Origin of the sequence: Streptomyces sp. NPDC035033 (assembly GCF_040636735.1) — a bacterium.
Classification (GTDB): Bacteria; Actinomycetota; Actinomycetes; order Streptomycetales; family Streptomycetaceae; genus Streptomyces.
This window is the reverse complement of sequence record NZ_JBEZUZ010000096.1, coordinates 1-11,999: the sequence shown is the minus strand read 5'-3', so window position 1 is coordinate 11,999 and position 11,999 is coordinate 1. Positions and strand designations below refer to the sequence as shown.

General features: G+C 69.6%; 11 protein-coding genes and 7 pseudogenes. 8 read left to right on the top strand and 10 right to left on the bottom strand.

The features are described 5' to 3' along the window. Positions 1–25: 25 nt before the first annotated feature. Together AB0E83_RS29375 and AB0E83_RS29370 are read left to right on the top strand one after the other, a co-directional pair. Positions 26–535 carry an NUDIX domain-containing protein gene (locus tag AB0E83_RS29375; protein WP_362118358.1) on the top strand — a complete coding sequence of 170 codons (510 nt, stop codon included), beginning with the start codon at positions 26–28 and terminating at the stop codon, positions 533–535. 96 nt (positions 536–631) lie between these two features. Further along, positions 632–1,429 carry a VOC family protein gene (locus AB0E83_RS29370; RefSeq protein WP_362118355.1) on the top strand — a complete coding sequence of 266 codons (798 nt, stop codon included), beginning with the start codon at positions 632–634 and terminating at the stop codon, positions 1,427–1,429. Between the two features lie 21 nt (positions 1,430–1,450). Here the strand turns inward: AB0E83_RS29370 and AB0E83_RS29365 are convergent, their stop codons facing one another. Together AB0E83_RS29365 and AB0E83_RS29360 are read right to left on the bottom strand one after the other, a co-directional pair. Then, positions 1,451–3,058, bottom strand: a complete 1,608-nt coding sequence (locus AB0E83_RS29365) for a hypothetical protein (protein WP_362118399.1) — start codon at positions 3,056–3,058, stop codon at positions 1,451–1,453. Positions 3,059–3,162: 104 nt separating this feature from the next. Next, complete coding sequence (locus AB0E83_RS29360; protein ID WP_362118352.1) at positions 3,163–3,555, bottom strand: Dabb family protein; 393 nt, start codon at positions 3,553–3,555, stop codon at positions 3,163–3,165. 80 nt (positions 3,556–3,635) lie between these two features. Here AB0E83_RS29360 and AB0E83_RS29355 point away from each other — a divergent pair, with 80 nt between their 5' ends. After that, complete coding sequence (locus tag AB0E83_RS29355; RefSeq protein ID WP_362118349.1) at positions 3,636–4,262, top strand: TetR/AcrR family transcriptional regulator; 627 nt, start codon at positions 3,636–3,638, stop codon at positions 4,260–4,262. A gap of 211 nt (positions 4,263–4,473) precedes the next feature. Here AB0E83_RS29355 and AB0E83_RS29350 read toward each other — a convergent pair whose 3' ends face one another. Then, positions 4,474–4,878: a hypothetical protein gene (locus AB0E83_RS29350; protein WP_362118346.1), complete on the bottom strand. Its 405-nt coding sequence runs from the start codon at positions 4,876–4,878 to the stop codon at positions 4,474–4,476. Positions 4,879–4,997: 119 nt separating this feature from the next. On the opposite strand from AB0E83_RS29350, the gene AB0E83_RS29345 reads away from it, so the two are divergent. Further along, positions 4,998–5,501 carry an SUKH-4 family immunity protein gene (locus AB0E83_RS29345; RefSeq protein ID WP_362118343.1) on the top strand — a complete coding sequence of 168 codons (504 nt, stop codon included), beginning with the start codon at positions 4,998–5,000 and terminating at the stop codon, positions 5,499–5,501. A 23-nt stretch (positions 5,502–5,524) separates the two neighbouring features. Here the strand turns inward: AB0E83_RS29345 and AB0E83_RS29340 are convergent. From AB0E83_RS29340 to AB0E83_RS29330, 3 genes and pseudogenes are all read right to left on the bottom strand, one after another. Then, positions 5,525–5,828 (bottom strand): annotated as a pseudogene (locus AB0E83_RS29340) (IS5/IS1182 family transposase); the annotation flags it as partial. A 400-nt stretch (positions 5,829–6,228) separates the two neighbouring features. After that, positions 6,229–6,921, bottom strand: coding sequence for a hypothetical protein (locus AB0E83_RS29335; RefSeq protein WP_362118341.1), 693 nt, complete (start codon positions 6,919–6,921; stop codon positions 6,229–6,231). 147 nt (positions 6,922–7,068) lie between these two features. Then, positions 7,069–7,509, bottom strand: a pseudogene (locus tag AB0E83_RS29330) (IS5/IS1182 family transposase); the annotation flags it as partial. Positions 7,510–7,514: 5 nt separating this feature from the next. On the opposite strand from AB0E83_RS29330, the pseudogene AB0E83_RS29325 reads away from it, so the two are divergent. Further along, positions 7,515–7,854: pseudogene (locus AB0E83_RS29325) on the top strand (transposase); the annotation flags it as partial. A gap of 601 nt (positions 7,855–8,455) precedes the next feature. Here AB0E83_RS29325 and AB0E83_RS29320 read toward each other — a convergent pair. Together AB0E83_RS29320 and AB0E83_RS29315 are read right to left on the bottom strand one after the other, a co-directional pair. Beyond that, a pseudogene (locus AB0E83_RS29320) lies at positions 8,456–8,722 on the bottom strand (ATP-binding protein); the annotation flags it as partial. Then, positions 8,720–9,120 (bottom strand): annotated as a pseudogene (locus tag AB0E83_RS29315) (IS21 family transposase); the annotation flags it as partial. The pseudogenes AB0E83_RS29320 and AB0E83_RS29315, both read right to left, overlap by 3 nt. 48 nt (positions 9,121–9,168) lie before the next feature. On the opposite strand from AB0E83_RS29315, the pseudogene AB0E83_RS29310 reads away from it, so the two are divergent. Continuing rightward, positions 9,169–9,439, top strand: a pseudogene (locus AB0E83_RS29310) (transposase); the annotation flags it as partial. Here the strand turns inward: AB0E83_RS29310 and AB0E83_RS29305 are convergent. Then, positions 9,429–9,647 (bottom strand): hypothetical protein, encoded by a 219-nt coding sequence (locus AB0E83_RS29305; RefSeq protein WP_362118338.1) that lies wholly within the window; start codon positions 9,645–9,647, stop codon positions 9,429–9,431. The pseudogene AB0E83_RS29310 and the gene AB0E83_RS29305 overlap by 11 nt on opposite strands. Before the next feature lie 180 nt (positions 9,648–9,827). Between AB0E83_RS29305 and AB0E83_RS29300 the strand changes: the two genes are divergently transcribed. Together AB0E83_RS29300 and AB0E83_RS29295 are read left to right on the top strand one after the other, a co-directional pair. Continuing rightward, a complete protein-coding gene (locus tag AB0E83_RS29300) occupies positions 9,828–10,409 on the top strand; it encodes a S1 RNA-binding domain-containing protein (RefSeq protein ID WP_362118335.1) in 582 nt (193 codons plus the stop codon). A 46-nt stretch (positions 10,410–10,455) separates the two neighbouring features. Next, a pseudogene (locus tag AB0E83_RS29295) lies at positions 10,456–11,329 on the top strand (IS5 family transposase). 155 nt (positions 11,330–11,484) lie between these two features. Here the strand turns inward: AB0E83_RS29295 and AB0E83_RS29290 are convergent. After that, the gene (locus AB0E83_RS29290) at positions 11,485–11,802 is read right to left on the bottom strand and encodes a DUF6221 family protein (RefSeq protein WP_362118333.1); all 318 of its coding nucleotides are present in this window, start codon (positions 11,800–11,802) and stop codon (positions 11,485–11,487) included. Positions 11,803–11,999 lie beyond the last annotated feature (197 nt).

The window sequence follows — 11,999 nt, the reverse complement described above, 5'->3', positions numbered from 1 at the left end:
CGGTGGCGGCTGGTAGACAGGACGCATGACGACCGACCGGTACGCCCCCGATCCCGCCGCCGCCTCGCGCAACACCCGTCCGCCCGTGCCGAGCGCCGCCCTGGGCGCCGGGATCGTGGTGCTGGACGGGCGGGGCCGGGTGCTGCTCGGCCTCGACCGGTCGGGGGTGTGGGAGCTGCCGGGCGGCGGGGTGGAGCCGGGCGAGTCGATCGAGGAGGCGGCGGCCCGCGAGCTGGCCGAGGAGACGACGCTCGTCACCGACCCGGCGGACGTCGAGGTCGTCGGCCTGCTCCTGGACACGGTGACCTCCTCCGCGCTGACCCGGCTGACGGCGGCGGCGGTGGTGCGGGTGTTCTCCGGGGCCCCGGCGGTGGCCGAGCCGGAGAAGATCGAGCGCTGGGAGTGGACCTCCCCCGAGGAGCTGCCGGCGGCCCTCTTCCTGCCGTCCGCGCAGGTCCTGCGGACGTGGCGGCCCGGCCTCGCCGTGCCGGAGGCCCCGTTCCACCGGTACGCGCTCCGCCGGGCGCCGCGCTGAGCCGGGCCGCGCGTCACCGCGCGGGACGGTCGGGTCGTGACTAGCGTGGGCCCCGAGCCACGTACCACGTCATCGATCGGAAGCGAGAGTCACGTCATGGCCGCACGACCTGAGGGCACACCGGTCTGGACCGACGCGATGTTCACCGACGCCGAGGGTGCCAAGACGTTCTACGCCGACGTACTGGGCTGGACCTTCGGCGAGGAGTCGACGGAGTTCGGCAACTACACCCAGGCGTACAAGAACGGGAAGGCGGTCGCGGCCGTCGTCCCGCCCATGCCCGGCGGCGACACCCCGCCGCAGTCGGCCTGGTGCCTCTACCTCGCCTCGGACGACGTGGCCGCCACGGCGGAGAAGATCAGGGCGGCGGGTGGCACGGTGCTGATGGAGCCGATGCAGGTCGGCGACTTCGGCTCGATGTGCATCGCCCGGGACCCGGCCGGGGTGGTCTTCGGCCTCTGGCAGGCCGGCCTCCACGAGGGCTTCGAACTCGAAGGGGAGTCCGGCTCGTTCGTGTGGGCCGAGGTCTTCACCCGGGAGCCGGAGAAGTCCGACGCCTTCTTCACGGAGGTCTTCGGCTACCGGACGAAGAAGATGACCGACGAGAAGGTGGACTACAAGGTCTTCGACCTCGGCGGCGATCCGCTGCTGGGCCGGATGCGGATGACGGCGGAGGACTTCCCGCCGGAGGTCCCGTCCTACATCCAGGTCTACTTCGCCGTCGACAACTGCGACCTGGCGGCCACCGCGGCCGAACGGATCGGCGGCCGCAAGCTGTTCGGCCCGATGGACAGCCCCTTCGGCCGGTTCGCGGCCCTCCTGGACCCGCAGGGCGCCGCGTTCGCGGTGATCGACGTCCGGACGACCGTCGGCGAGGTGCCGCCGATGGAGTGAGGGACTCCCGGCGGTCCCGGCTCAGGCGGTGTCGCGGACGGCGACGATGCCGTTGAAGACGCCGACGTAGGCGGTGCCGTCGGGGCCGAGGGTGACCGGGGCCCAGTTGTTGTCGTAGGCGAGGCCGGTGCCGGTGAAGCGCGAGAAGACCCGCGCGCCGGTGCGGAAGTCGACGGCGGTGAGGTACCAGGCGTCGATCCCGAGGGGGTTCGGCCGCTTCTCGTAGAAGTAGAGCAGTCCGTTGACGGTGGAGAGCTTGGGCACCGTGGACGGGGAGCGGACGTCGCTCTCCCAGACGGTGTCGCAGCCGCTGCCCTCGGGGCGCACGTCGATGCGGGCGGCCCCGCCGACGACGCTCCGGCCGAAGCCGAGCGACGAGGGGTTCTCGTACCCGTGGTTGTTCTCCACGACGAGGCTGTCGCCCCAGCTGATCAGGGAATTGTCGGTGGTGGAGGCGCCGGGGCGGAAGACCGGCACCTTGCAGACGAGCCGCTCGCCGGCCGGCACGTCCGCGCCGCGCCGGTAGACGAGGACGTTCATCCGGTCGTCGGCGTTGTCGGTGATGGCCACGTAGGCGTCGCGGCTGCCGAAGAGGTCGGGGGTGGTGCCCGAACCCTGGTTCACGGAGCCGGGTTTGGTACCGGTCCCCCGGTCGTACGTCTCGCGCCAGACGACCCGCGGGGTGCCGTCGGCGGCGGCCCGGAAGGCGTACAGGGCGTGGTCGGTGACGACGGAGACGCCGTCCTCGGCGACGGAGAAGGAGTTCTGGATCTCCTCGCCGTCGAGCCGGATCGCCCGCAGGGCGCCGGTGGCGGGGTCGACGGTGCCGACCCGGCCCAGCCGGGTGACCCACCAGATCCGCCCCTCCCAGTCGGGCATCACGGAGGTGACGGGGTCGCACTCCCCGCCGGGGAAGGGGTCGGTCCAGCTGACGCAGTCGTGCGGCACCAGCGGGGTCAGGTCCCAGTCGTCCTCGACGGCGAACGTCCAGGAGCCGTCCGCCGTCCGGTGGTGCGCGATGCGCAGGACGTGCTGCCGGGAGTCGGCGAGGACGACCCGGTCGCGGTCGTCCAGGTAGAAGTAGGCGCCGCCCGAGGTGTCCTTGAAGATCCTCCCGAAGTCGAGCCGCGTGATCGCCTCCACGGTGGAGGGGCGCTGCGGCAGCTCGTACTCGGCGAGGGTGTCGAGGCTGCGCGGGTCGAGCAGCTTGAGCAGGAACCCGCCGAAGGTGCCGCAGACGGTGATCAGCCGCCCGCCGGCGTCGAAGGCGGTGGTGGCGCACTCGCCCCCGATCGGCGCGATCTTCTCGCTCGTCACCTCGGGGTCCCGCCCCAGCGGCCCCGGATACGGATGGGTGCCGCTGCCGGCCCCGTCGGCGTGCATGCCGCTGCGCCCGTTGGGCGCGAGGTAGGGGTGCTGGGCGGGTCCGGCCCCGGCCGGCGGCCGGGCGACGCCCGGCGCCCCCTCGTAGTGGTCGACGAGCCGGTGCCCGAGCGCGAGCGGTATCTCCCCGCTCCGGACGACCGGCGCGGAACCCCCCAGCAGAGCCGCGGCGAGCACGACGGCCACGGCCGCCGTACGCCCCCGCCGACGTGGTGCACGAGTGATCACGGGACAACTCCTCAGCATCCACGGGACGTACGCCGCTCGCACCCGCCGACGCTAGGCCCACCCCCCGAAGAAGTGAAGCGGCACGCCCCCGCCCCTCCGGGTCCCGCGCCCGCCGGTCCGCCTCACGAGCCCGCCAGCAACGGCTCGAGCTCGGCGGCCCACCCCGGATGTAGCGCGACCTTCTCCTCGTGGAGGGCGAGGACGTCCCGGTTCAGCGTGGGCGTCATGTCGTCGGACAGGTCCGGGCCGATGGCGATCCTGGCCAGGTGGGGCATGATCTGCGGGTCGCCGGCCAGGTGGACCGGATCGTGCATGTACCGCCGCAGAGCCGGCAGGTCGGCGATGCCGACGCAGCAGGCATGGGTGAAGCCGTCGGGATCGCCGAGCAGTTGACCCACCGTCGAGAACGACACCGACTCGACGGAAGCCGTCCGCCGTATCACCGCGAGCACCTCCTCGCGCTCCTCCTCGGTCGCCGTCTCCTTGAACGCGAAACGCAGCATGTGAACGATCACGCCTGTGTCATCCTCCCGAGCACACTGAACCAGCAGGTTCAATTTTCCGTTCCTCCGAGTCCAGTAGCTACACTGAACCCATGGGTTCAGAAGTGTCAACCGGCGGCGGGCGTACGGCTCGTGGGCCGATGGAGCGGCGCCGGGCGATCCTGGACGGCGCGTTCGCGGTGTTCGCGCGGCGCGGCTACGCCCAGGCATGCGTGAAGGAGATCGCGCAGGAGGCGGGCGTGGCCAAACCGACCGTCTACAGCCACCTGAACGACAAGGAGAGCCTCTACCGCGAGGCCGTCGAGACCGTCGCCGACCGGATCGGCGCGCGCAGCCTCGCCGCCGTCGAGCACCTGCGCGCAACCGCCCCGGACGCCGACCCGCGCGCCCCCCTCACGACCGTGGCCCGAGACCTGCTGGAGGTACTGGGCGCCGCGGACGCCGCCGCCCTGAGGCGGTTGGCCTGGGCGCAAGCGGCCCAGTTCCCCGACCTGGCGGCGTACGTGCACGAGCGCACGGCCCTCCGGGTACGCTCCGCCCTGGCCGACCGCCTGGCCCGCCTGACCCTTGACGGCCGTCTCCGCGGCTGCGACCCGGAACTCGCCGCCGAACACTTCCTCTCCCTGATCACCGGCTCACTGGAGTACCGACCCTCCGCCACCCCGGACAGCCTCGCGGACCCCACCGTGGACGTCTTCCTCCGCGCTTACGGAAGATGACCACCCGACCCCATCCCCACCCCGTCCCCGACAGCCCGACACTCCGACAGCCGACCGAGAAGGCTGGACTGAAGGCTGGACTGAAGGCTGGACTGGATGCGTGACACGCCCTCCCGTCTCAGCCCCGGCGCTTCAGGCCGGCGACCGCCCTCGGCTCCGCCGGCCTGATACGGGCGACAAGGCATACGGCTCCCGCTGTGGGCGCAAACGCTCAGAGCGCGTCGAACACCGCCTGAAACGCGTCCTCCGTGGGAGCTATGACCACCGCGCTTCCCCGAAGCTCCGCGGGAAGGTGACGACGCTCCGCCTCGTGAAAGATCAGTGCCCCACCGCTCTGGGGGACGATCGAGGCCCCGAGGGCTGCCGCCAGCCGGGCGAGCACGCCGGACATCGCGCCACGGGCGAAGTGCGTCGCCGTCACGCACAGCATCCCGCTCTCATCACGAGACCCGTGATACAGATCCGCCGCGCCCCCGTCCTCCGCGCGGAGCTGGGAGAAGCCCTCCTCCGGACCACCGGCCACCACGTACGGCTCCGTCACATGACGAAACCGTTCGGCGTCCAACGCGACAACCTCGCCGTCGACGAACCGGAGCAGGAAGATGCTGTAACTCACGGACACACTCTGCCATCGTCATGATCCGCCGGACAGCGCCTGGGGCCTGTCCGACGGGTCCTGCCGGTCTGAGACGATCGGCATGACCGGAGGTGGCGAGCGTGAAGGACGGGCCGATAATGAGTGACGTCGTCTGGGTGCCGTACGACGAGCACGGTCTCGCCGCCCTCGGGGTGCACGGCCAGGCCGCCCGCGTCCTTGCCGAGCAGGGGCTGCCCGTCGACTGCAACCGGATGTTCGTGCGCGACGGGGAACGGGAACTGACAGCCCGCGAACTCCCCGCAGGCCGGGCGGTGTTCCTCGGCTCCTTCGAAGACGGTGTCAACTCGTACTGGCTGCTGACCGACAGCGGCGAGGTCTGGATGGTGAGGGGCTACGAAGGCGATCCGGAGGAGCAGTACGGCCTGGTCAATACGTCAGTGGACCGCATGGTCGAGGTGCTGAGGATCTGGGAGGCGTTCGTCTTCTCCGGTAAGAGCGACGCGGATGACGACTACGACGAGTGGGCGGGCGACGTGATCGACCGTGCCCGGCAAGCGGATCCGAGCGTCTTCTCGGACGAGAACTCCTGGTGGTCACGAGTGTTCGAGGAAGTCGAGCTGGGCGTGCTCGTGCCCGAGTAGACGTGGTCCTCCCCGCTGTTCAGCAGCGAAGCCACGGTGCCCGTTCCGTGAAAGACGTACGCCCTCTTGCTTGTCATAGCGCGTGGCCCCAGCCCGGAAGTTCTTGAGCCGATTGACAGTGCGCTCGACTTCATTTCCACGTCGGCAGATCGTCTTGTCGAAGTCCGCGGGCCGACCGCCTTGGCCGCCTCGGCACCGGCGGTCGACCCGCTGGCCCCTCGGCTCGGAGATCGTGCGCTCGATCCGGCGCCTGCGCGGGTGCCGCCGGTCGCGGCGCGAGGAATACGCCTCGCCGCCCCCACCGCGACCGGGCCTGGCACGTGGTCGCCGAGCGTCGTATCCGTCAGCGATGACGTTCCTCAACGGTGAGCCTCGGCAGCGACGTTCAGCGAAGCGGCCGCTCGCACTGCCCTTTACGCTCCGCCCACGCGCAGTATCTACGTGTTTCCCCGCCGGAGAGCCGACCGCGACAGCCGCACGGCTCGACCGGCTGATGCCCGGCAAGGACGGGCACTGGTCGGACGGGAAGCTCTTCAACGCTTTGGGTTCAGGCTCGTCAATGGAGCGTGAGTGATGCCGGTTCTTCCACCGCCGACAACGCCACCCCCACATCACCCGCGGCTACTTCGGCGGCCCTCACGTCCGCTACGCCCTTGACCCGTCTCAACGAGGTCTGACCGTTCTCAGCGAAGTTCGGCCGGTGCCGGCATCGGGCTTGGCCCGAGGTTCAGGCGCGCTGGAGGATTCGGCCCCACCAGGGCTGCCGTTCAGGGGGCGCCGGGTTCTCGGTGGTGACGGGTCCGAGGCTGCTCTCGATCGGGGTGTCCCACTCGATCAGGGCGCCAGGGAACCAGGTGACCGGCTTGGTGTCTCCACGAGTGTTCGCCCAGGCGGCGACCTGTAGGGCGGCCTGCCGGTCGGGCAGCAGACCGCGTTCATCGGTATCCACTCCGAGGTGGAGCCGGCCCTCCTCGTACAGGTCGTTGCAGAGCCAGGTGTGGAGCCGGCCATGGTCGTAGCCGAGTACCTCCCAGCCGAGCCCGTGCCCGCCCTCGGCCACCTGCCGGGCGGCCTCGCCGGCGCCCTGACCATCGAGGTGGGCGAGCAGTACCGGCTCGTCCGTCCCGGCGGCGCGGATGTCGGCGACGAACCCGCCGACATGTTCGGAGGGCACCAGCAGGGCGTACAGGCGTGCCTCCACGGGCAACTGCAGAGGCAGGCAGGCCGCGAGTGCCTCCTGCGCCGTGCCGAACCAGCAGCCATCATCCGGAAACCGGTCGATCAGGCAGTCGGACGCCGACGTCAGCCGCTCCGTACGGGGCAATCCCGCGACCGTGAGCCGCTCGGGCACCCCGACGAAGTAGCCAGCGAGCAGCATCTCGCCGGGCGCGTCAACATCGAAAGGAAGCCCCTCAGTCATGCCCGAACCGTACCTGACCTGCGACGTCGAACTTCGACGAGACGGAAAGACGCCTGCGGCGCCCATCGGAAAGCGGCGAGTGTCATCGATGCCCGCTGGCCGCAGGCGATGAGGGGAGAGAACGCGCGCGTCAGCGTGTCCCGGCGGCTATGAGTCCTTCCGGTTCGGAGTCGCCTCTCGGGTGAGCCTGCGGCTCATCAGGTCGATCATCGCGAGGCGGATCATCGCTTCGGAGCGGTGGGGGTGGGTTTCGTAGTCGCGGGCGAGCCGACGGTAGTGCATGAGCCACCCGAAGATCCGCGCGACGACCCAGTGCCGCGTAATCACCTTGAAGCCCTTCTGAGCAGGGCCGCGACGGGTGACTTCGACGTCGATGTGCCGTTTGCGGCCTGCGATCTTCTTGCCCGCGTCGGTGCCCTGGCCGGCCACGGGCACGTTGGCCGAGGTCTTGATGCTCTGGGCGTCGAGAACGCAGGCGCTGGGATCGACATCGCGGCCTTCGGCCTCCCGGACCAGGTGCCGCAGGAGACCGTCGAGCTGCTCGAAGACCTCGTCCTTCTGCCAGGCGACGAAGTACCCGTAGACGGTTCCTGAGCTGCCGCCGGTTCGCCCGGTGGAGCCGAGACCGGGTCTGGGCCGGGCTCTACCGCGTGATCCTCGACGGACTCGGAGCGCGGGGCCGGCTGGACTGGTCCCGGTGCGCAATCGATTCGGTCAGTCTGCGTGCCGCAAAAGGGGCCACTGACGGGACCGAATCCGACCGACCGCGGCAAGCCAAGGTCGAAGATCCACCTGCTCTACGACCGGAACGGACTGCCGCTGTCCCTGGGCATCTCCGGCGCGAACATGCACGGCAGTCAGGGCCTGGAGCCGCTCATGCGCGGTATCCCGCCCATCCGCTCCCACCGCGGACCCCGGTGTCGGCGTACTCGGGAACGTGCTCAGCGAGATGACAGGCTGACCGCTCGGCTCGGTGGGTGGATCACCAGAGGCCGAAGAACCTCGTCCACCACGTGGGCCGCGCTGCGAAGTGCTCCAGCGCGCTGGGCCCCCGTAGTCGCTCTCCAGTAGTTCTTCGGGGACGCTCACGTAGCCGAGTTCGGTCAGGGCCTGCTCCACTGTGGCGAGGTCGGCGGGATCCAGCGCGCCCTCCTCACGGGCTTCGTCCGTGCCGAGGAAGGCCCCGGGATTGTCGGCGCATACCTCGGCAAGGGAGCCGAACTTGCTCACGCAGACCACGATCCGTGTTCCGCAGATCGTTGCGTCTGCAGGCACGCGGATGCGTCCGTACTCACTGGAGTCCTGGGTGTCCCGCTCGGACTCGCACGGGGCTCCGAAGTCCGCTTCGAGCCGCCGGACCAGCCCGCCGAACGCACGGCCGGTCGCTGCGCGGTCGTAGTGCAGCGGTTGTTCCAGCCGTTCGGGGTCGTCGAGTGCGCGCAGGAGGGCCAGCAGTTCCGTCTCGCTCATCGCCATCCGCCCATCCTGCCGCCCGGCGGGCGGGAGCGGAGGGGCAGGGGTGTGCAAGCAAGGGCGACATGATGATCGAGCCCTTCTCGTAGCACTTGGAGATCACCTGGAACACCAGGTTCGCCTCGGCGCGTTCGAGGGGTTGACAGCCGACTTCATCGACGACCAGGGCTCCGGGCCGGAGGTAGCTGCGGAGCCTGCTGTCGAGTCCTCCAGCGGCCTCGGCGGCCCTGAGCTGGCGGACCACGTCGTCGAGGGTGGTGGAGTAGACGGAGAAGCCGGCCCGGCAGGCGGCGACCGAGAGTGCGACGGCGATGCGGGTCTTGTCGACTCTGCGGTGCAGACCGGCCAACTCACCCGGACTGATGCCCAGTTCCTCCGCAATGCGGGGCCGAGCCTCCTGCATGTAGAGCTTGCCCCGTCGGTAGGTGCCGGTGAAGCCGTACTCGACCACCAGCCACTCGTGAACCACAGCCCCCTTGATCAGAATCTCGGACCGCAGCATCGCGTCGATCAGCGGCGCGACCTCATCCGCCCTCCGGCGACGGCCATGTCCGGGCGCAGCCCGACGAGGTGGGGCAACCGGGCCCTCAGAGAACAGGGACTTGCGGACCGTCCCGGTGATTGAGCCCGGTCTCCTTCGCAGTCTCCGACAGGCTCATCGCCCTGGACTCGAACAACCTGCGGAAGCGTCGGAAGCTCCCTCCATCGCTGCGGGTCCAAGACCACGGTCAGCCGCGATCAATCTCCGGTACGCCAGGAGGTGGGCACGTTCACGTGTACGCCGACAAGGGGTACGACTACGACCACCTGCGCCGATGGCTCCGCTGGCGGAGCATCCGCCACCGTATCGCCCGCAAGGGTGTCGAGTCCTCGCAGCGGCTGGGCCGGCATCGCTGGGCGGGTCGAAAGAACCGTGTCCTGGTCGGCGGGCTGCCGACGCCTCCACCGGCGGTGCGAACGCAAGGCCGAACCCTTCCTCGCCTTCGTCGGCATAGCCGCGCCCCTGATCGACTACCGCCGCTTGGCGGCCCTGCTCACGGCCTGAGCCGGTCCTGCTGCACGTCGAAGCAGACCAGCCCCATGGACTCTGCCACGGCCGCCGCGTAGGCCGACGCCTCCTCGGCCATGCTCCACCGCATGGCGAAGTAGATCAGCGGACCACAGGCCTCGCCGATCAACGGACCGGTCGACCAAGGCGAGGTGTCCTCCTCGTCCTCGGTGATGTCACACCACCGATCAAGCAGCGCGGCCACGTAAGCCGCAATGCGCTCGGACGGAGGTTCTTCCGCCTCGCCGTCGATGTAGAGGTCGAACAGGTTGCTGAAGACCCGGCCGGCGGTCTTGTCATCCGCCGGCCTCTCGCCTTCCCAGACAGCAAGGTCGTGCTGTCGAGGTCATAGGCGGCCCGCGATGTCGTGTGCCAGGGTGGCGATATGGATTGGCAGTCCGAGAGCCCGGAACTCTGGGCGTTCCTGGAGACCCTGCGCCCCGGCGACATCCTGTCCGGCACCGTCGCGGCGATCGAGCGGTTCGGGGTCTTCGTGGCCCTGGACGACGGGCCTGCCCATCCTCTCTTCCCTGGCGTCGGGTTCATCGTCATCCCCGAACTGTCCTGGCGGCACATCGACGCCCCCACCGATGTCGTTCACGTGGGCCGGCGGGTCACGGGCGAGTTCCTCCAGTTCGACACCTACCACGCGGAGGCCAGGCTGTCCTTGAAGGCGCTGGAGCCCGACCCCCTGCGGGCTTTCGCCGACCGCACGGTGGGTCAGGAAATCCGCGGGACAGTGGAGAAGACAGTTCCCATCGGCGTCTTCGTCGAGCTCGGAGACGGGATGGTCGGGCTGATCCCCTCCAGAGAGATCGACGGTCGGCCCGCGGTGAGTCCGGTGGAAGACTTCGAGGCCGGCGAGGAGATCACCGTCATCGTCACGGAAATCGACGTGCCGACCCGCCGAATCTTTCTTTCCAGGCCGAAGACCACCCAGCACGAAGGTGTCGTGCCGGCCACGTGACGGCCGGCGTGCTCCAGCCGTTGATGCGAGCACGGGGTGGGGTGAACTGAGTGATGCCGAGTGGGAACGGCTGCGGCCGTTCCTGCCGATCAGCAACCGACGGTGTGGCAGGTGATCGACGGGATCCTGCACCGGGTGCGGACCGGAGTGCAGTGGCGTGACCTGCCCGAACGGTTCGGGCCATGGAAGACCGTCTACGAACGCCACTGCCTGTGGTCGGCCGGCGGCACCTGGAAGCGTCTGCTCCAGCAGGGCCAAGCCTCAGCCGATGCAGCGGGTGAGATCGACTGGGACATCTCGGTCGACTCCACCATCGTGCGGGCGCACCAGCATGCGGCGGGCGCTCGCACCGACCCACCGTCGAGGCCCGGCTCGAAGGGGGCCGAAGAGCCAGAACATCAGGACGAAGCGCCGTGGCAGAGTCTGCACGCCCGCCTGGTGGAGGTGGTGCTGGAGGCGAGGGCCTGGGCCGCTCGCGCGGCGGGTTCACCACCAAGCTCCACCTGAGCGCGGACGGTCGCTGCCGTCCGCTGTCCCTCATCGTCACACCAGGTCAGCGAGCTGACTGCGCCCAGTTCATCGCGGTGCTGGAGAAGATCCGAGTCTCCAGTCCTGGTCTGGGACGACCACGCAAGAAGCCCTACAGCAACAGCCCCGTCCGCGAGTACCTGCGACGGCGGGGCATCCGCCACACGATTCCGGAGAAGGGTGACAGCCAGGCAGCCCGCCTACGCAAAGGCTCACGAGGTGGGCGGCCGCCCGGCTTCGACGAGGACCGCCACAAGAGGCGCAACACCGTCGAGCGGGCGATCAACCGCATGAAGCAGTTCCGGGCGGTCGCCACTCGCTACGACAAGCGCGGTTACGTCTTCCTCGGCACCGCCACTGCGGCGGCAGTTGCGATCTGGCTCCGCACATGATCGGCCGGACAGGCCCAAGAGCCGCCCCTAGCTCCAGCGAGCAAGGAAAGCATCAGTGGACCGTCGGCCAGGCCGGACCGAACACGCGCACGGCCAGACACCGGTCTCATTTCGCGGCCGGCATACCGTGAGCTTCGCCTGTCAGCCGCTCTGTCTCACGCCCAGGCAGGGAAGTCGGGGTGGTCCGCGTAGGGTGAAGCGAGGTCACGCAAGTCGTGGCACGGCCAGGGATCACGGGCGTGAGGGGCCAGGATGCGCCGCTTGGCCTCGACCTCGCGCAGGACGCGGGCCGGGTCGTGCAGAGCCACATGCAGAGCAATCGCGGGGTGGAACCCGGAGAGGTCGGCCTGGCAGAAGTCGACCGTGTGCCCTTGGGCAGACCACTCCCCGCAACCGTCACCGTCACAGCGCCGGGCCAATTCGACCTCCTCGGCCTGCCACGCCTCAAGGAACCTCACCAGTTCTTCAGTCATACGCGCATTCTCGGCCTTGGACCGGACGTCGTGGAACGATCTTGCGGTGGCTGATGCGATCACGATGTAGAAGCCTGCGGCGATTCGGGCGCGGAACGCAGGAAAGCCCCGCACCAGAAGGTGCGGGGCTTTCCCACAATGATTGTTCGGCGGTGTCCTACTCTCCCACAGGGTCCCCCCTGCAGTACCATCGGCGC